Origin of the sequence: Rubripirellula reticaptiva (assembly GCF_007860175.1) — a bacterium.
Lineage (GTDB): Bacteria > Planctomycetota > Planctomycetia > Pirellulales > Pirellulaceae > Rubripirellula > Rubripirellula reticaptiva.
Window position 1 is genome coordinate 477,071 of the sequence record NZ_SJPX01000005.1, and the last position, 20,206, is coordinate 497,276.

15 protein-coding genes are annotated in these 20,206 nt (G+C 54.8%); 3 read left to right on the top strand and 12 right to left on the bottom strand.

Features of this window, described 5'->3' with window-relative positions; all coding sequences use genetic code 11:
* Window positions 1-22 precede the first annotated feature (22 nt).
* The 10 genes from Poly59_RS22895 to Poly59_RS22940 form a co-directional block, all read right to left on the bottom strand.
* The gene (locus Poly59_RS22895) at window positions 23-835 is read right to left on the bottom strand and encodes an inositol monophosphatase family protein (protein WP_146536430.1); all 813 of its coding nucleotides are present in this window, start codon (window positions 833-835) and stop codon (window positions 23-25) included.
* Window positions 836-852: 17 nt separating this feature from the next.
* On the bottom strand, window positions 853-1,836 hold the full coding sequence (locus tag Poly59_RS22900) for an aldo/keto reductase (RefSeq protein ID WP_222436154.1): 984 nt from the start codon (window positions 1,834-1,836) through the stop codon (window positions 853-855).
* Window positions 1,837-1,882: 46 nt separating this feature from the next.
* On the bottom strand, window positions 1,883-2,878 hold the full coding sequence (locus Poly59_RS22905) for an NADPH:quinone reductase (RefSeq protein WP_146536431.1): 996 nt from the start codon (window positions 2,876-2,878) through the stop codon (window positions 1,883-1,885).
* A gap of 178 nt (window positions 2,879-3,056) precedes the next feature.
* Window positions 3,057-4,478 carry a sulfatase-like hydrolase/transferase gene (locus Poly59_RS22910; RefSeq protein WP_246151872.1) on the bottom strand — a complete coding sequence of 474 codons (1,422 nt, stop codon included), beginning with the start codon at window positions 4,476-4,478 and terminating at the stop codon, window positions 3,057-3,059.
* A gap of 72 nt (window positions 4,479-4,550) precedes the next feature.
* Window positions 4,551-6,728 (bottom strand): sulfatase-like hydrolase/transferase, encoded by a 2,178-nt coding sequence (locus Poly59_RS22915; RefSeq protein WP_186776464.1) that lies wholly within the window; start codon window positions 6,726-6,728, stop codon window positions 4,551-4,553.
* A 536-nt stretch (window positions 6,729-7,264) separates the two neighbouring features.
* Window positions 7,265-8,599 carry a Gfo/Idh/MocA family protein gene (locus Poly59_RS22920; protein WP_146536433.1) on the bottom strand — a complete coding sequence of 445 codons (1,335 nt, stop codon included), beginning with the start codon at window positions 8,597-8,599 and terminating at the stop codon, window positions 7,265-7,267.
* Window positions 8,600-8,732: 133 nt separating this feature from the next.
* Window positions 8,733-9,572 carry a sugar phosphate isomerase/epimerase family protein gene (locus Poly59_RS22925; protein ID WP_146536434.1) on the bottom strand — a complete coding sequence of 280 codons (840 nt, stop codon included), beginning with the start codon at window positions 9,570-9,572 and terminating at the stop codon, window positions 8,733-8,735.
* A 60-nt stretch (window positions 9,573-9,632) separates the two neighbouring features.
* A complete protein-coding gene (locus tag Poly59_RS22930) occupies window positions 9,633-11,162 on the bottom strand; it encodes a sulfatase family protein (RefSeq protein WP_186776465.1) in 1,530 nt (509 codons plus the stop codon).
* A 367-nt stretch (window positions 11,163-11,529) separates the two neighbouring features.
* Entirely contained in the window at window positions 11,530-12,231 is a 702-nt protein-coding gene (locus Poly59_RS22935) for a PepSY-associated TM helix domain-containing protein (RefSeq protein ID WP_222436155.1), read from the bottom strand.
* An 8-nt stretch (window positions 12,232-12,239) separates the two neighbouring features.
* The gene (locus Poly59_RS22940; protein WP_186776466.1) at window positions 12,240-13,808 is read right to left on the bottom strand and encodes a DUF2271 domain-containing protein; all 1,569 of its coding nucleotides are present in this window, start codon (window positions 13,806-13,808) and stop codon (window positions 12,240-12,242) included.
* Window positions 13,809-14,481: 673 nt separating this feature from the next.
* Between Poly59_RS22940 and Poly59_RS22945 the strand changes: the two genes are divergently transcribed.
* From Poly59_RS22945 to Poly59_RS22955, 3 genes are all read left to right on the top strand, one after another.
* Complete coding sequence (locus Poly59_RS22945; RefSeq protein ID WP_246151873.1) at window positions 14,482-15,366, top strand: Lpg1974 family pore-forming outer membrane protein; 885 nt, start codon at window positions 14,482-14,484, stop codon at window positions 15,364-15,366.
* A gap of 160 nt (window positions 15,367-15,526) precedes the next feature.
* Complete coding sequence (polX, locus tag Poly59_RS22950) at window positions 15,527-17,233, top strand: DNA polymerase/3'-5' exonuclease PolX (RefSeq protein ID WP_146536437.1); 1,707 nt, start codon at window positions 15,527-15,529, stop codon at window positions 17,231-17,233.
* A 42-nt stretch (window positions 17,234-17,275) separates the two neighbouring features.
* Entirely contained in the window at window positions 17,276-18,112 is an 837-nt protein-coding gene (locus Poly59_RS22955; RefSeq protein WP_146536438.1) for a class I SAM-dependent methyltransferase, read from the top strand.
* A gap of 21 nt (window positions 18,113-18,133) precedes the next feature.
* Here Poly59_RS22955 and Poly59_RS22960 read toward each other — a convergent pair whose 3' ends face one another.
* Entirely contained in the window at window positions 18,134-19,645 is a 1,512-nt protein-coding gene (locus Poly59_RS22960; RefSeq protein WP_146536878.1) for a sulfatase, read from the bottom strand.
* A gap of 82 nt (window positions 19,646-19,727) precedes the next feature.
* Window positions 19,728-20,072 (bottom strand): hypothetical protein, encoded by a 345-nt coding sequence (locus Poly59_RS22965; protein WP_186776468.1) that lies wholly within the window; start codon window positions 20,070-20,072, stop codon window positions 19,728-19,730.
* Window positions 20,073-20,206: the final 134 nt, after the last annotated feature.

The following is a 20,206-nucleotide window of genomic DNA, read 5'->3' on the forward strand; positions in this document are numbered from 1 at the left end:
AAATCAGGGAAGAACTTTAAAATCACGAAGCTGGATGATGCTTCGACGTGATTTCAATCATCGCATCATGCAGCGCTGTGTTACTAGCCACAATGCTTGTCTTAGCAATGTTCAACGCGTCACCTTTTCCGTCAGTCACCTTGCCGCCAGCCTCGCGCACGATCAATGCACCAGCGGCAAAGTCCCACGGCGAAAGCTGGTATTCAAAGAAGCCGCCGAATTGACCGCAGGCAACCTGACACAGATCCAGTGAAGCTGTTCCAAACCGACGAATCCCGTGAATGTCATTTTCAAAGAACTCTTCGACCGCATGCAGCGTCGATCGCATCATCTCACCGCGATCGTAGTAAAACCCACACCCGATCAGCGATTTTGACAACGTTGTCGCAGCATCCACCGAAATCGGCTCTCCCTCAAAGAACGCTCCGCCGCCACGGATCGCCATGTACTGTTCGCCGCGAACTGGATTCAATACCGCCCCAACCACGGCTTCACCACGATGATAATAGGCAATAGAAACAGCAAAGTGAGGCACTCGGTGTGCAAAATTGTTAGTGCCATCGAGCGGATCAATAATCCACAAGTGTTCGGCATCAACGTTGCCGACCTGCTCTTCCTCGCCCAGAATTTCGTGATCCGGAAACTGGCTCCGCAAGTAAGCTGCGATCGCTTGTTCGGCTTCGACATCCGCATCACTGACCAAGTCATAGGTCTTTCCACCCGACACCGATTTGTCACGCATGCTGACACCATCGCGCCAATAACGCATCAAGACGTCGCCGCCGCACTTGGCCGCCGTCGTGGCCGCGCTGATCAGTTCTTGTTCCGTGTTCATGGTCGCAATCGATTCGACTATTCGTAAATGGGAAAGAATGTATTAAACGCGGATTCACAGAAATCGCCCGGATCGTTGAACCGACGATGGCGATCCAAGTTGGCGATCTGCGTCATTTGATCGCCGGAAAGTTCAAAGTCGAACACAGCTAAGTTCTCTTTCAAACGTTCGACTTTCGATGTCTTTGGCACGACCGATGTATTTCGCTGGACGCCGAAACGCAACAGCACTTGGCCTGGCGTTCGACCGACCGCACCGGCGATGGCTTTGACGACGTCATGTTCGATCAAAGACTCACTGGCTTCGGCCATGTTTAATTGAAAATACGACTGTGCCCCGAGCGGCGAAAACGCGGTGACAGCAACGCCGGACTCGTGACAAAACCGTAGCAACTTTTCCTGAGTCAGGTACGGGTGCATTTCGACTTGCAACACCGACGGCGGAATGTGGGCTTGGTTCTGCAAGTCGCGCAGCAACGACACGCCAAAGTTACAAACGCCAATGTCCCTCACCAAACCTTCGCGGACCAAATCTTCCATCGCTCGCCAAGTGTCGACGATCGGAATCGCTTCAGTTTCGACCTTCGGTGCGGCTGCGTTGGGATCCGCAAACCAACCTGGCGGATAACGTTCGGCGATCGGCACGTATGCCTGAGCGATTGGAAAGTGAATCAAGTACAGATCCAAATAATCAAGCTGCAAATCGGCAAGCGTTTTCATCAACGCCAAACGCACGTGTTCGGGTTTGTGATGAGTGTTCCACAGCTTACTTGTGATCCACAAGTCTTCGCGGTCAACCTTGCCGCTGTTGATGGCGGCCGACAACCCCTGGCCGGTTTCAACTTCGTTACCATAGTCGGCCGCACTATCAAAGTGTCGATAGCCGCACTCGATCGCTTGGCCCACGACACTTGCCGTGATCTCGTTTTCGATCTTCCAAAGTCCCAGTCCAACCGACGGCATTTCACGTCCGGTCGCTAGCTTGATTGTTTCGTGACTCATGATGTTGTTCTTCCAATTGAGAGGTGGTGGGCAACGTCGTTGATCTTCAATTGACGGTCAAGACGATCTTGCCCATCAATCCACCGCCGCCTTCGAGCGTTGCTTGCTCTTGCAAACGATGTGCCTGGGCTGCATCGGACAGGTCGAACGTTCGCCCGATGTTGGCTTTCAACTTGCCCATCGCTAACCAGTGGTTGATGTCTTCGGCCGCCGCACGCATTTCCGATGCGGTTGCTTTGAACATGGCAAAACCGTGCAACGAGCATTCTTTGACATAAAACGGGCCAACCGGAAACGAGGGTCTCGCGTCACGTCCGGCCATCAACACCATGCGTCCCTTGCCCGCCATCAATTCGACCGCCAAATCAAAGTCAGGTTCGCGGCGAGTCTCCCAAAATACATTGACGCCTTTCGGAGCCGCTTTCTTCACGGCATCTTCAAGCGAATCGGCTTGGTAGTTGATCGCGATGTCCGCACCCAACTTTTTGACCGCTGCACATTTCTCGTCGCTGCCCGCAGTCGCAATCACGGTTGCGCCGGCCGATCGAGCCATCTGGACGACCATCGAGCCAACACCGCCGCTGCCGCCGACGACCAAGATCGTTTCACCGCCTTGCAAATCAGCTTCGCGAAACAGACCTAGGTGGGCCGTCACGCCCACTAGCGCGCACGCGGCAGCGTCCACGAACGAAACCGCATCGGCAAGCGGAAAACACCAGTCTTGCGAGATCACAATTTTTTCTGCAAACGTACCTTGGCGACCAAGCAATCCCTGATTGGTGCACCAGACTCGATCGCCGACCGCCGCATGGTGCACTCCCTCGCCAATGGCTTCGACCACGCCCGCGGCATCACAACCCAGAATGAACGGATTGGGCAATTCGGCGGCGATTGCTCCGCTGCGAATGTACGTATCGATCGGATTGACCGAAACCGCGTGAACGCGGATCAATACTTCGCCGCGCCCCGGTGTCGGAGCCTCTAAATCGCCGTACCGGATCACATCGGCGGACCCTGTCGATTCAATGTAAGCAGCTTTCATGGCAACCCTCGAGGTTAAAATCGTTAAACAATGGCTTCCTTCATGGCTTCCGCAGTTGTTCACTCGATCGCAACGAGATCAGCAAGAGCCATTGGAAATTCGCACCCCTTCGAGGTTACGTCAGACGCGGCCGGCGCACCAGCCAGCAGACTCTCACGATTGCGTTTCGTTCGGCGGCCTAGTAGCTGTAGTCGGCACCGTCGCGACTCAACAGGCAACTGGTTTCCATCGCCTCGAGTTTCTGAGACATCATCTCGAAAAGCTTGGGCTGCGACTCCGAAAGGTCCGAATGTTCGTACGGATCGCTGCTTAAATCGTACAGTCGCATTTGGCCGTTCTTTTTCGCTTCCTTCATCAGCTTGAAGTTGCCACTGATGATCGACTTTCCATCAACTCCATCGTGCAAACGGCGAAACCCAAAGAACATGTCTTTATCGCGTTGTTTCGAATCGCCGCGAATGATCGGCATCAGGTCGACACCATCGATCGGTCGCTGTTGGGAACCCGAGAACGAATAGTCGACCAGTTTCGCGATCGTCGGAAAGTAGTCGATCGTCGAACAACGAACATCCGTGACCGAACCCGACTCGATGACGCCGGGCCATTCAGCACACGCGGGAACTAAAACGCCACCTTCGTACATGTGGTGCTTGTGTCCTTTGAAGGGACCAGCCGATGCGACGCCTTTATTCGCTAGTTTGTCGCCCGGCCCGTTGTCGCTGCAAAAGAATACGAGCGTTTCCTTTTCAACCCCCAGTTCGCGCAGCTTGTCGCGTAGCCTGCCGATCTGCTCGTCCATCGCCGTGATGCAGCCGTAGTAGTTCTGTCGCAACTGACCGAATTTCGCGTACGGCTTCTTGTACTCTTCGCCAGCGACCACGGGTTCATGCGGCGTATGGAACCAAACCGCCGCAAAGAACCGCTGATTTTTGTTTTGTTCGACAAACGGGATCACACGATCCATGATCACGCGGCTATCGTCGCCGTTGAGATTCTCCTTGGCTTCTTGCCCGTTGTGCATGTAAGGAAAGCCACCCTTCCACGGCTCACCAGGCTTGTTGGACTTGCTGTCCCAACCTTCGGGCGTCACCGCCGGATCCCAGGTCGGAACGGCGCTCGTGGTTGCAAAGACTTCGTCGAATCCGTGATGCGACGGCGGCGAATAGTGCCCGCGTGTGCTTAGCTCGTCAGGCTTGACCCAGCCGATGTGCCACTTGCCGAAAAAACCGGTCTCGTATTTTTGCTTCTTTAGCATTTCTGCCAACGTGATCTCACCGACTCGCAATCCCGACGTGTGCGCGGCGAGAATGCCAAGTCGAAACGGAAACCGACCCGTCAAGCAACTGCCGCGAGTCGGCGAGCACAATGGCGCAGCCGCATAGAACCGATCGAAACGAACTCCGTTTCCTGCCATCGCATCCAAGTTGGGCGTGATGATGTCTTCGTTGCCGTTGAAGCCGACGTCACCCCAGCCCTGATCATCGCTCATCACCAAAATGATGTTGGGCGCACTCGCAGGCCTCTCTGCGGCAACCAGGACGCTTCCGAAACCGATCGACAAACAGGTCACTGCCAGCAGATGAAAAATTGTCTTCGACAAAACGTTGAACTCTCAATGGATTTAGAAAAAAGGTGACTCTAAAGATCTTTGCGTGTGTTACCGACAACCGCGCTATCGCAACCAACTGGGCACCGAATCGTTCACTCGCCAATCGTCGATGCGCTCGTCCAGCTTGTCGCCTGTCCACTGATCCTTGCCCGCGGGCAACACGTCCGTTTTGGGCAACCATTTTTTGTGCTCGGCAATGATTGCTGCAAATTCAGGATTGCCGGCTAGATTCGTGTGCTCGCGAGGATCAGTCCGGTGGTCGTAAAGTTCTTCGGTTCCGTCGCGGTAACGGATGTAACGCCAGTCGTTGCTGCGGATCGCGTGATTGCCGTAGTACCAAGTACTCAGCACCGGGTGATTTCGTTTTGCGGTGGGATTGGTCACCTGCGGCACCAAACTTTCGCCATCAAGCTTTGGCGCGGCTGGCAAATCGCAGAGTTCCACAAGCGTCGGGTAGACATCCAACAGACTGACGGCCTGATCGCATCGAGAATTCGGCTCCCCAAGTCCCGGCACTTTGAAACACAAAGGAACTCGCGTTGATTCTTCCCACAACGCTTGCTTTCGCCAATGATGTTTTTCGCCCAAGTGTTGACCGTGATCCGACCAAAGTACGACGATCGTGTTATCGGCGTACTTGCTTTTCTCCAAAGCGTCCAGCACTTTCCCGGCCTGAGCATCGACGAACGAAACACAGGCAAGGTAGCCGTAAACCATTTCACGCCAATAGCTGTCGCTTAGGTTCACAACGGCGTAGTGATCGCCCGACCGAATCGTTCCGTAGGCGATCGCCTTGCCCATCAGCGGAATGTCCGACATTTCGTCGTCCGGAACTTCGGGGATAACGACGTCGTCCAGATCGTACAGATCAAAGTATTCTTTCGGCGCCGTGTAAGGCACGTGAGGCCGAACAAATCCGACCGCCATAAAAAATGGCTTGTCATGTTCTTGGCTCAATTGATCAACGGCCCACTGAGCAATCAGTTCGTCGTACATCTTGCCACCCGGCATGTCTTCACGCTCGAGAGCCCCGTAGCACAACGAGTTACCGTCGGCGAACTTCTTCCCGTAACGATCGATGATCTGACTACCGTCGCGAGGGAAAGGATAAAAATGCGTGCCGCCATAACCTTCGCCGCGTGCCTTCAAGTCCTGGGGCACTTTGTAACCAGGCGCGGTCACGTCCCAGAAATCGTCTGTCCGTTCGCGATAGTCCGACACGCCTTGATGAAACACTTTCCCAGCCGCCAGCGTCTGATAGCCGTTGTCGCGAAACTGCTGTGGCAACATTTTGTGTTCGCCCATCACTTGGTCATAAGTCTTTCGCATCGCTGTGGTAGAGCTGTACCAACCCGACGTACTCGGATGGATGCCACTTAACAACGAGTTTCTTGACGCCGTACAAACCGCTTGCGAACAGTGCGCATTGGTAAACAACACACCTTGCCCAAACAGCTTGTCCAAGTTGGGCGTCTTGGCTTGCGGATTGCCTCCCATGCCACCCTGCCAGTCATTCAAGTCATCAATCGAAATGAACAGCACGTTCGGTTTCGACGAAGCTTGCCGTTGCTGCGACGCTTCTTCTCGCTGCGTCAACAACGGTGCAACGGCGTGACTGACGTGTTTGGCAATGATTGCCGACCCTTCCTCACTAGGGTGAACCCCGTCGCTGCTCATCCACTGTGGTTCGGTGACCAGCAGAGACTGTAAATCAACCAGCGAAACGTTTCGAGCTTCGGCTACATCGATCGCAGCCTGCTGGTAATTCTTGATCAGCGCGGGCAATCCACCCGCCGCCTCAAACAATTCGCGATCATGACGCGTAAAGAACGGTTCAGGATTGATTGGTGGCAGCGTGCACAAAACTACTTTAGCGTGCGCCGTTTGGCACGCATCAATCATCGCTTCAAGATTGGCACGGTATTCCGGCACCGGGACGTGAACCCGCTCGCTATCGACCCGCAGATCGTTGGTACCGAAAAAGATCACCACGACATCAGGCTTGTGATCCAAAACGTCGGTCGACATTCGCCGCAATGCTTGGCTGGTCGAATTACCGCCGACTCCCGCATTGACAGTGTCCACACCCAACAACTCGCCCAACGTTTCCGAGTAGCCACGTTTGGTGATGCTGTCGCCGAAACACACGACCTTGGCGCGAGTCAGCGTTTGCGCATCGGCGCCAAGATTGAATTGCGTCACAGCAACTGCGACGAGAAATAAAAGGACACGGGTCGGCATGGCAAAACAGTCACGAGGAAACAGGCGTGCAAACATGATCTCAAGGTACTCGGCGGGCTATATTCTAACCATTGGATGACAGCCTGTTTCAGATCTCGCCTTTTGTGTTCAGCCAAGGCTAACGACTTGTTCGGAAACAACTCCAGTATTCAGACGCTCAAAAACACGCTCCCGCTTGCGGGAGCGTCGGACGCAACAGCGGCCGGGGAGGGTCGTATGCAAAACCCTCTCTGGCTGCTACTGCGTCCGACTTTCCCAGGGGCAGAGCAATATCCCGATCTTATTTCCGTACGATTCCTAATTGCTCAATGTCCACAAAAAGCAATCATCGATTGCGTTCCTGCGTGCTGTTAACGTCCGCGAGGGTTTTTACGCTGACCAACGCAACGCAAGCATTGGCTGCTAGCGGCAACCGCGAGAAGCACGAGAGACGCGGAAGAGAAAAGTGAAAAGGTTGCGATGTGCACAGAAAGGTTGGATTGTCGGGCGCGAAGGACCCGCGGCGAAACATTTTCTAGTTGGTCTTAGCAAGCCAGTTAGGTGAACGTTGTCTTGCCGGGGATGGCCACTTGCCACTGTGGCACGGCAGTATCCCAGGCGATTTCGTCGGGCATCAAATCCTGCTTTGAATCCAGCGCTTGCTGCCACGTAATTTCTTGCCCCGTGTAGGCTGACTCGCGTGCCATGATGGCCATCAAAGTTGATTTGGCGAAGTATTCACCATTGTTCAAGTATCCACCCGATCGCAACTCTTGGTAAAACGCATCGTGCTCCGTTTGGTGACCGACTTGTTTTTTGCCGTTGCGTTGGCCGGATTGCCATGCGGATGGACCAGTGATGTCGTACTTCACTTTTCCTTCACCGATGCAAGTTCCCTTCGTTCCAGCCAAACGCATCTCGAATGCGCTGGCGCATCCCTGCTGCTGTCGGCTGGTGGCATAGAGTTCGGAACCGTTTGCGAATTTATAGAGTGCCGCAAAGTGATCGTAGGTGTGCCCGTACATCTCCGACGTTCGTGATTGGCGGCCACCAGTCGCTAAGCAAGACACCGGATAGTCCCCCATCACCCAGGCCATCCGGTCGATCTCGTGCACAAATTGCTCGATCAGAAAGTCACCGGAAAGCCAAGTGTAATAGTGCCAGTTCGATAACTGGTGCTGAACGTCGGTCTGCTCGGGCTTGCGCGGCTTGACCCACAGACCACCGGTGTATCGCGACATCCTTGCATTCAGAATTTCCCCAATCGCTCCGTCATGGACACGCTTGGTCATCTCGATTGTTTCGGGCTCGTATCTCGCTTGCAAACCGGCGACGATGAATAGCCCCTTCTCTTTTGCTTTGACTGCGGATGCCAAGACGCTGCGAATTCCGGCCGGGTCGACGGCTGCCGGTTTTTCCGCGAAGACGTGTTTGCCTGCGTCAATCGCGGCGCGCAGATGCAGTGGACGAAATCCGGGCGGCGTTGCTAACAAGACAACATCGATGTCGGTCGCCAGCACATTTTTGTAAGCATCGAGTCCGGTAAATCGCATCTCGTCGCTGACGTCGACCCGACTGCCAAAATCCTTGTGTCGCTGTAAGGTTTCCAGGCAGCCGTTCAATCGATCTTCAACGGCGTCAGCCATTGCGACCAGTCGAACGCCAGGATCGGCTTTCAACGCGTTCAATGTCGCTCCGGTTCCGCGCCCACCACAACCAATCAGCCCAATGCGAATATCACCATCAACGCTGACATGCGGTGTCTGTGCCGTCGACGTCGCGGAAGCCAGCGATGCGCCAACCATCGCACTTCCCGTTGCTTTGAGAAAGCTTCGCCGAGGTGCTTGAGATTTGACATTGGAAGTTTCAGAGAGCTTGCGATCGTTGAGCATGGCACCGTTTCACGAAGAAAGAGCTGTCGTCGAAAACACAAAATTCTAACCGAAGAAGGATCCCGAATCATCTTTCTAGCATTTTGACACAACATGCACCGAACAACCGATGCACAGTCGCGTCTCCTCGCGTTCATAGATCCAGCACTTGATCCATCCATTTGGAAACACCAGAGAGGCGTCTGGCATCGCCACCTTTGACTTCCGCCGATGCCCAGCCCGAGAAGTTGACGGCCGCGAGTTCCCTACGAACGTTTGCCCAGTGCACCTCGCCACCATCCGTGCCAACAGCCGTTTGCGACTTCAGCTTCGGGTCACCAAATTCCGCGTGTCCCCTGTCCTTGATGTCCACCTTTACAATCCGATGCCCCAGCACGTGTGCCCAGTGCTGGGCCGTTTGCTTCGTCCAGGTGATTGTGTTGCCGGTATCGTAGTACGCACCGATCGCGGGTGATTCTAATTCGTCGATGAAGCGAGCCATTTCTTCAGCGGTCTTCAGAAACGAAGCACGCACGTTTTCAATCAGCAGGCGGACATTCTGTTTTTCCGCAAGCGGAATGGCCTTGCGGACTACGGCAAGTGATCTCGCGAAGTTATCCGCGTAACTAAGATTGTCGAGTTCTGGGGCGACGACTAGAACCGTGCTACCGCCAACCTGTTCACAAAGATCGATCGACGCCGAGCAGTCATCACCGGCGCCGTGGATCACACCATGCACTGCAATCTCAGTGGCGTCCGTCGCGGCACGGACCTCTTGGGGCGACAGTCCGTCACGCAGACTGATCTCGACCCCGTCAAAGTCCGCCCGTTTGAGAAGCTGAAACTGCTGAACCAACGAAAGACGTACGTCAATCATGGAGTACTTCAGCGACTTGCGAATCCTTCCCGTGAACTGTCCAGCCAATATTGGTGAAGCACATACACCAGCGGCACCGATCGCGATTCCGGATTGCAGAAACTTGCGTCGATTCATGCGATAGATTCCTTGTACGATCGAACTTGTGGGCCAGTTAATGCTGCGGAACCCAGTTGACTACTCACGCTGTCGATTTGCATTCTCGGAACTGTACCATTGCGGAGTGCCGAACCAGTCATGCATCTCCTTTTCAAAAGGAGCGACGATTTCCTGGGGCTCTGGGAAGACGCCCTGATCCTGTGTTTCGACCATCCATACCGAAAGTGCGCTTCGCATCTGGAGGAGTGCTTCCCGATGCTCAGGAGCATTTGACGTCGCCAAATTGTTGATCTCGTGGGGGTCGTTTTCGGTGTCGAACAACTGTTCTTCGGGCACCGTTGGAGACATCAATGCAGCGGGAATAGCGGACAACTTTCCTTCTGCCATCAGCTGACGCATCAGTGGCTTGATTGGAAAGCACTTTTCTTTGTAGCGGTTCAGTGATGCGAAGTGTCGATCGGGAAAGTAGTTGCGAAGGTAATGAAACTTCTTGCCTCGAACGCTTCGAATACGATTGACCGTCTCGTCAATACGGTCGCGTGCTGAAAACGCAAATTGGCGTTCCGGCCCTAGCTTGTTCCCCATAAAGATCCGCCCTTGCATACCCAGTGGACGATTGATCCCGGCGAACCCCAACGTGGTTGAAGTAATGTCAATCAAACTGATGACCTGGTCGCTAACAGAACCTGCTTTGTAATTCGCAGGAGCAGCAAAATTTTTGGGCCAATGGATAATCATCGGAACATGCAATCCGGTGTCGTAACACCAGTGAATGCCTCGTGGTTCGATTCGTCCGTTGTCGCCAAAAAACATGACGATTGTATCGTCTGCCAGACCGTCGTCTTTCAATTGCGTCAGCACGCGGCCAATCGTTTTGTCCATTCCGGAAATGGAATTCAGATACCTAGCCCATTCTTTTCTGACTAACGGGTGATCTGGATAATAGGGCGGCGGGTTGACGTTATCGACCGTCGCAATCTGCTCATGCGTCTGCTCGCCCTTCCACTCCACACGGGGTTGCTTCCAAGTCTGCCGATCATAGATGTCGTACTCAGCTTCGAGCGTGTTGATTTGAGCAAAGAATGGCTCGTTGCCCTGTAGATCCTCCCACTTGCTGGTGTCGTACAGCTTTCCCTCTTCCACAAAGTTCAGGTCCAGTTTTCCAGACCCAACCTGTTGGCCACCAAGAGTTGCGATGTTCGCCGTAAAATAGCCTACGTCTTTGAGCCGATGCGTAATCGGGCGAACGCCTTCGGGAAGTCGATAGCCGTCGCTGCGATGCGAACGCATGTTGTGCGTATCAGTCGTCGTTTGATACATACCGACGAAAAAGGCACTGCGACTGGGAGCACATACAGGCGACGTTGAAAACACATGAGTGTAGCGCACTCCCTTTTCCGCCAGCGCATCCAACGCAGGTGTCTTGACGTTAGCGGCTCCGTAACAGCCCAGGTCGAGCTTCAAATTCTCACCAACGATCCAAAGAATGTTCGGTCGCTTTGCATCCTTCGATTCGTCCGCGGCGCATTTAGAAGTCACGAAGCAGGCGGAAGCAAGCAGAATGCTGCTGACCATCATTAGCCGAAGAGAGTTGAAGTTTCGATGCATAGTGGTGCCCATATCTGATGTTTGCGGCCTTGAACGATGCGTTAAGGTTACCCAAACACAAGCTCTGGTGCTCGCAAACACTGGACGGATGCTTAGCACCGTTCAGTCAAAACTCTGAACCGTGCCACACCAGGCCAGAAATTCGCAACTTTTGAGTTCGGATGCAGCTAGGCAAAACGGTGGTCCCGTCAACTGGCTTTTGATAAACGAACTTCAGATGCACACTACGAACTGATGTTGAAGCAGCCTCTGATGCAGTGCCGAAGGTGCTGGCAACAACTTGTCGCGCAGTGCGAGACCGTCGATAACCAAACCTCACTCACCATCCTGCCTGTCATCCATGCAAAGAGTCGCGGTCCATCTACGCTTAGGCAACCGCCAAAGTGTAGAAGTACCAAGTCATCGCCGCACCCAAAACTGCTAATGCGATTCCCGATCGCCGACGCAATTTCAAAAAGAAGATGAGCACGAATCCGGTCAGACCTACCAGCGTGCCGATCACCGCCGACACATCGATGACCCACGACCAGACTTCACCGGAATGACGGCCTTTGTGAAGATCGTTCATGACGGTGACCAAATCGCTGGACAACACGTCAACGGCATACTCGCCGGTCGATCGATTGATCCGAGCGGTCGCTGAATAGCCGGGACTCTGAAACGTGACTTCACATTCATCTTCGAAGGCTAAGAAGTCGGTGACCTTGCCGCGCAAACGATGTTCGCTACGCAGCAACTCGACAACTTCGAGCCGATAGATCTGGTGACTGAAATCGTACTCGTCCCAACCCGGAGGCGCAGGTGCGTCAACGTTCAACCACTCGCGAGGCATCGTCCCGCTGATCTTTGTTGCGTGTTCGGCAAAGAACCAATCGGAATGGTTCAAGGTCAGCCCCGTGATGCTGAAAAACAGAACGACAGCCGAGCCAAACATTGACAGATAGATATGCAGCCAACGACTCCACGAAGCCAACAGTCGCCGAACACGCCGCTTGGGTTTCGCGGCCGGGTTGCTTGAAGGTTTTGCGGCGCCGGTCGCCGGCGTCGATTCGATACTTGATGAGGCCACTGGAAACACTACTCGCCTGCGGCTTGGTTGACTTTGTACTGGACTGATGCCGAAGCAATTTCGACATTGCCCTTCAAGTCTGCACTAAATTCTTTGCCGAGCTCGAAATCGTGTTTGATCAGCTCATACGATCCATGCTCTCGCGCGGATTCGATCAACAACGTGTATTTGCCTGGCTTGAGTGCCGCACCGGAATCATCGCGGCCATCCCAGGTGACTTTGTACTTCCCTGGATTACGAGTCGGTTTCGACACGGTCGCAATCAAGTCCCGATCATCGACAAGCTTCCGCAACTGATCATCCGAGTACCAGCGTCGCACGTCGCGATACCACCGCGGCCCAGGATTGTCCTGCATCAGAAACAAACTGAGTGTCTTGACCGGAAACGCGTCCTTGTCCTCAATCCAAACTGCAACGTACGGCCGACGATAGCGTCTGGATTGCTCGGGCTTACCGATCTCGAATTGAACCAGCATTTCGTGAGCGGACAGTTTGGGCTGCTGCGTCTGGACGTTCGTACCGGCCTTCGTATCAGCATCTGCCTTCTCTTCCGTCGTCGTGTCGGCCGGCTTCGCATCAGCGGGCCAGTTATCGCTCATGAAAAGGACGTTGGCTGCGGTGACCAACAGACAATCCACACCAGGCAACCCGTTGACAAAGGCGAGACTTTCCTGAACCGATAGCACGCTGCAAATGGTCGCTACCGCATCGGCAGAGCATGCCGTGTCCGCGATCACCGTCGCGCTGACCGTCTGTTCCACTGGATAACCAGTGCGAGGATCGATGATGTGCGAGTACAACTTGCCATCAATGGTGAAATGCCGTTCCGAGCTGCCGCTGGTGGCGACAGCGCCCTGAGAAAGCATGATGGACGCCAGCGGGCGAGATCCGATCGAGTCTGCACCAGGGTTAGCGATATCAACTTGCGTCTGAAAACTACCCGCCACACGCAAATCACCGCCAATATTGACCATCAATCCTTGAAGTCCCTCGATCGTTTCTAATGCGGACTCAGCGGCGTGGTCCAGGATGATTCCTTTCGCTACCGCGTTCAGGGAGATGGGAACATCCGAATTCCGGCTCACCGAACGCGTGCTCGCGTCGAGTCGCCAGTGTGCTGAGCCAATTTTGGAAACCGCAGCCCGAATTTCGGCGTCGTTGGGATGCAGTTCTTCCTGCTCGCCTTTCGCCCATTTCCTGGTCAACAGTTCAACGGCGGGATTGAACGCTCCCTTACTCGCACGCGTCCATTCCTCGCAAACCTGAATGGCAGAATAGAGAGCAGGAGAAACTTGCACGGCGTCAGACTGTCCTCGACTCAAGAACCCCGCAAGCTCGCTTTGCGAGCTGTACGTGCTGAAAACCGAGTCCAGGCGATCGATCGATTCAAGGACGGACTCCTCTGCCTTTTTCGCTGCGTCTTGCGAATTGGCCGAAACTTGAATTTCAAGACTCGTTCCGAGGACGCCTTCGTGAAAAAAGCGATATTCGGCGGCCTGGCACGTCAATGCACTGACACCTGCGATGGCAATCGCCAACAAAAAAGCGGCAATCGGACTCTTGAACGTTGTTGGCATCAGCAATGAACCTGGCCTCGAGAAGTAGACATTTTGATAAGAGTTGCCAGGCAAACGCCCAAATCGCCCTGTGCGGCGATAAGACCTGTCGAACCAGCTACCGGATTGAACAAACGAACCGCAATAAAGTTCCGTCAGCCGGGCTAGTTTCTCGCGACCACGAATGCCAGCCAGCGTTAACGGTGACAATTCTCGTACCCCAAACGAGCGTGCACGTGTGCATCTTCGCTCACTCCAGCCTGATCGGCTGTGCACTTCCTGGCAAGATAGTGCGGTCCAACGAGATGGCGCGTTTCGGAAACCCGACTTGGCGTTGATTGGGCTGGCAAGCCGACACAGTAAGCAGAAGTTTTTAGGTGAAGGAGTACCAAGGATGGGAATGAAGCAAACGCTGTGTGGCATTTCGTCACTCGTAACAATTGGATCTCATGTGATTGCAGTTTGTGTACTTTGCTGCTCGGGAAGCATTGCGCAAGCTGACGCCTGGGACCAGTGTTCCGGCAACCCCTGTGACCAGGGCACGGCGTTCTGCGATGCAAACAGAAAACAAAACAACGTTCCGATGTGGCATCAGCCGTCGGATTGGTTCGAGGCCGAGCGTCAAGATTCGCGGTTGTGCGCACCGGCGATGTCCGCACAAACGTTCAATTCAACTCCGTGCACAGAACCGCGTTTGTGCGCTACTCCAGCGGCTCGCGCAAGCCAATGGATCGGCGGTTTCGAATTCTTGTGGATGCGGGCCAACTTTGATCAGAACGTCGCCTTGATCATTGATCCGCCGGTTGGCAACACGTTAGTCCCGTTCGAATACGACCGCCAGCTATCGACCCGAACATGGTTGGGTTGGCAATCGAAACGTGGCGGTGGATTCCGAGCGACGTACTGGGAATTTGATGAGCAGGCCGGCGACGAATCCGTGACCGCCGTTGTCGGTGCGACTCCGGTGTTTGTGTTTGTCTATGGTGCCGGCAATAACTTGTCGCGCAGCGCGCAGGCCGGCGTCGGCCAAACATTGACGTCACAGCACCGGTTGAAACTGCAGGCTTTTGATCTCGAAGCGACCCAGCAGTTCGATTGGAACTCGCTTCGCGGAACCCTTAGCTGCGGTGTTCGGATTGCCGACATGGAACAACTGCTTCGTGGCGATGTGGTCGACGGTGTCGGTGCATTGCAAGAATCGATCGCGAACGATTTGACTTTCCAAGGCGCCGGGCCGACGGTCGCAATGAAAGTCAACCGAGCCATCGCGGCAAGTCGTTTGGCAATGTACGGTGGAATGCGAGGCTCGCTGATCATGGGCGAAACGAACCAAAAGATCTATGAAATGAAAGGCGCCTTCACGACTGAGCTTGAAGACTTGGCGACTCAGCGCGAAGTGATCACGGCTTTCGAACTGGCACTCGGTCTGCAATGGAATCAACCGATCGGCCGCCGCTGCACCACGTTCGCTCGCGCGGGCTACGAATGCCAAACTTGGATCGACGCCGGTGGACCGGTCGATTCGCACAGCACGATCAGCTTGGATGCGATTGCGTTTGGACTTGGCATGCAGTTCTAGCCAATAAAAACGTTACGTAGGGTGGGCTATCCGTCGGAGTAGAACGTCGTGAAAAACGGCCTATTCGGAAAGACAGGCTGGAAGCCTATCCTCCATTTTTGTCGCGTCGTGTTACACTCTGGCGGTTTAAAATGAACTGGCTCTGACGGGGAACAGCGACGTGGATAATGCGGCGATCGCAGATGTGTTTGACGAGATGGCGGAATTGCTCGAGTTCCGTGGCGAGAACCCGTTTCGCATCCGTGCCTACACCAACGGTGCCAAGGCGATCCGCGAACTTACCGAGTCCGTCGCGGCGATCGTTGCGGACGAAAATCGCGACCTTTCGAAAGTCCCTGGCATCGGCAAAACGCTTGCCGAAAAGTCCGCGGTGCTGGTCGAGACTGGGTCGCTGCCACAACTGGAACAACTTCGTGCCGAGATTCCCGAAGTCACGATTCAAATGGCACGTATCCCCGGACTTGGTGCGAAGAAAGCCGTCAAGTTGCAGCAAGAGCTTGGACTCGAATCGCTCGACGATCTGCGCAAGGCTTGCCAAGAAGACAAGATCGCAAAACTGAAAGGCTTCGGCGCAAAAACGCAAGCGGCGATCCTGGACGGACTTTCGATTGCCGAAGCTGCGGCCGAGCGGATCTATTGGTCCACGGCCGACGACTTGGCGCGTTCGATCGGTGAACACATGGCCGCGTGCAGCCAGATCACCAAGTTGGAATGGGCCGGCAGCTATCGGCGCGGCCGCGAAACCGTTGGCGACCTGGACTTGCTAGTCGTCGCGACCGATCACCAAGCCGTGATGGACCATTTGGAATCCTACGTCGGTTATGCCCAGACGATTGGGCGCGGGGACACCAAGATCTCGATTCGTGTCGGCAAGTCGTTCCAAGTCGACATGCGAGTGGTCGAGGCAGACCAGTTTGGTGCGGCGCTTCAGTATTTCACCGGTTCACAAGCGCACAACATTCACACTCGGCGATTGGCCAAAGACCAAGGCTTGAAAATCAACGAGTATGGTGTTTTCAAGGTCGACGATGAAACCAAAGTCGCCGGCGAAACCGAAGCCGATGTTTATGCGGCGATTGGACTGCCATGGATTGCACCGGAGATCCGCGAGGACCGACGCGAATTCGAGTGGGCGGCGAGTGGATCGTTGCCCGAGTTGATCGAAGTCAGCGATGTCGTCGGCGACTTGCACATGCACACCAATGCCACGGACGGAACCGCGACGATTCGCGAAATGGCGGACGCAGCGATCGCCCGAGGGCTAAAGTACATCGCGATCACGGACCACAGCAAACGAGTCTCGATGGCGATGGGACTGGACGAGAAACGACTACGTCAACAGTGGAAGCTGATCGACGAGATCCGCCCCGAGTACGAAGGTCGGTTGACGATTTTGAAAGGCATCGAGTGCGACATTCTTGAAAAAGGCGGCATGGACCTGGCTGACGACTGCCTCGCCGAGGCCGACTGGGTTTTGGCCAGCGTGCACTACGGACAAAAGCAACCGCGTGATCAAATCACCGAACGCATTCTGGGTGCAATCGAAAACCCGCACGTGACCTGCATCGCTCACCCCACCGGTCGTCTGATCAACCGACGCCCGCCCTACGATGTCGACATGGATGCGGTCATGGCGGCGGCCAAATCGCACGGAAAGCTGATGGAACTGAACGCCAATCCGGCTCGTCTGGACTTGAACGACCTGCATTTGGCGGCGGCGAAACGAGTCGGCATTCCGATCGTGATCAGCACCGACGCGCACTCGATCGAAGGCCTCGATGTGATGCAGTACGGCATCAAACAGGCTCGCCGCGGCGGGCTGACAAAAGACGATGTCGCGAATACGCGTCCGTGGCCGTTTCGCTAGAATCATCGCACTCCATGCTTAACATCCTTTGAGAAACACACCATGACAAAAGACAAAGCCAAGAAGGGCGAAAAGACGCTCGCATCGACCGCCGACAAATTTGACTGTTACCAACGTTCGGTTCAGGTGCCGGATCACGAAGTCGACTTCTTTGACAAGGCGTTTCGGGAAGCCTACAAGTCGAAACCCACAAGTCTGCGTGAAGACTTCTGCGGCACGTTTGCGGTTTGTTGCGAGTGGGTCAAATCAGGGCCTCGCCGCACCGCCGTCGGCGTTGACTTAGACAAGCCGACTTTGCAGTGGGGGCGAAACAACAATCTGGCCAAGCTGACGGCTAAGCAACAAGAACGCGTTCAAATTCTGACGCAAGATGTTCGCAAACGAAACCGGCCGACGGTTGACGTGTTGGCGGCACAGAACTTTTCGTTCTGGTTGTTCAAGACTCGTAAAGAGGTCGTCGACTACTTCAAGGTCGCTCGTTCGAACCTAAATTCCAAAGGCATCATGGTGATGGACATGATGGGCGGCGGTGATTGCTACACCGAAGAAAACGTCGACAAGCGTAAAATTCGCAAAGGCAAAAAAGGGTTTTCGTATCACTGGGAACAAGCGTCGTTCAATCCGGTCACGGCCGACGCGACGTTCTATATCCACTTCAAGTTCGCCGACGGCAGCAAACTGAAACGAGCCTTCGAATACCACTGGCGGTTTTGGACGATTCCCGAGGTCCGCGAAATGTTGGCTGAAGCCGGATTCAGCGAGTCGCACGTTTACTGGGAGAACGACGACGAAGGCAGCAAGCACTTCGGCGAGTGGCAACGCAGCGAAACGGCACCGAGCGACCCGAGCTGGATCAGCTACATCGTGGCGAAGAAGTAACGTCCGCCAACCGCCGACGCTTTAGCGTTTCGCTTTCTTCCTGTTGCGTCCCACCGGTTCGTCGTGGGTTTCCAAGATTGCGATCAGTTGCTTCAGGATCGCCGGACGCTTTGCAGCCAAGTTCACCGACTCGACCGAGTCGTCTCGGTAGTCGTAAAGCTCGTACTCGATGCTGGCGTCGTCCTCACCTTTCCACTGGACCAAACGATATCGGTCCGTACGAACTGCCCGGCCGAGTTTTGCTTTGGGATACGCGTGGTAAGCATGATCACGCACTCGAGCAGCGGGCTGCTTGAGAACTGGCACCAACGAAACACCATCGATCGGCTGCGGCCCTCGGGGCGCGGGCAACCCAGCCAATTCGGCCAGTGTCGGGAACACGTCCACGCTTTCGGCAAGCTGTGTCGTCGCCGTCCCCGGCTTCGTCACGCCCGGTGCGACCATCAAGATCGGGATTCGCGTGGCCTGTTCATAATTGGTGTGCTTGGTCCAGATCCCCAGGTCTCCCAAATGAAAACCGTGGTCGCCCCAAAGCACGACAATTGTGTTGTCGGTTAATTCCAGTTCGTCGAGACCAGCGATCACGCGTCCGATTTGTGCGTCTACGAAACTGGTGCTGGCGTAGTAACCATGGATTAGCTTCCGAGCCAGCGTTCCATCGACGTCACCGGATTCGGGCACAGGCTTGTATGCCGTAATCTCGCCGCCGAGTTTTCCGGCCACCTTGGGTGCATCGACTGGCGATTCGGTGCGAACTGGCATTGGCAACGTGGCTGGGTCGTGCATGTCCCAGTACTTTTTCGGTGCACAGAACGGCAAGTGAGGACGAGCGAAACCGGCGGCAATGAAAAACGGCGTCCCATCGTTCGCCCTGGCTTGCTTGGCGGCTTGCAGTCGCTTGATGGTTTCGCCGGCGACTCGGCCGTCGGCATAGGCAATGTCATCAACGTCGGGTGATTCAAACGCGGCTCCGCGAGGCAACTGGCGAATGCGTCCAAGTTCTTGGTTAGTGAAAAGTGCCTCCTCACGAGTCAGTTTTCCACCGTCGGTGCTCGCCGGATCGAGGTACTCGACCACTTTATCCTTGAAGTGCGGTGCCATGAAGGACTGAGGATCGCCGTGGTTTCCGTGGCCGACATGAAAGATCTTTCCGAGTGATTCGGTGCGATAACCGGCCGCCGCAAAGTGCTGGGGCAACGTGACCGCGTCCGGAATGGTGCCGCGTAAATCACTGCCCAATCCGTACAAGCCCGTTGATGTCGAGTGCGAGCCAAGCATTAACGTAAACCGCGAAGGAGCGCAGACGGCTTGGTTGCAGTAAGCTGCATCAAATCGCATCCCACGTACCGCCAGCGCATCGATGTTTGGCGTCTTGGCGTGCGAGTCGCCGTAACAACCGATCGCCGGCTTCAAGTCGTCGACCAAGATCAACAGCACGTTAGGTCGATCCGCAGCAACAGCATGACCGGGGTAGATGACGAGCAAAGCCGTCAGCGAGAACAGACAACAAAAGAGAGATCGAAACGGGGTCATCTTCGCGCCAGGGCAGGTTGGAAAGGGGAATACCAAAGAGACTCGCACTTTAACACAACCTGCCCGCAGATTCTTCATCGCATCATTCGACTTCGTGCGAGTGATGCTTTCGCGATCGGCTGCTTTTCTGCATACGATCAACCTTTTGGCTCAGCGTGTAAGAGACCCGATCGGCTACGCGGTGGAAAAGGTTCCCGTAGTTATCGTCGGCATCTTCGATCACGATCGACGGCATCCTCTTTAAATGCACAACGCAACGACATTGCTTGTCGATGCCGCCCTTGGGACCGTTTACATCACGAACGGTCACTTGAACTTTGCGAATTCGATTTTGAAATCGCTCGACAGCGCCGAGCATCAAATCCGAGACGTCTTGTTTAACAGAAGGAGCGAGTTCGAAGTTACCGAAGTGAGTCGAAAGCATCATGGTCAAACCTTTCCAAGTCGCGTCAAGTTTCATCCACCCAGCACTGTGGGCTTCACAATCAACAGTACCTCTGAACCGGCCCGATGTCACATAGAATGGGCGGAAATTCACCTAGATTTCTTCTATCGATGGAA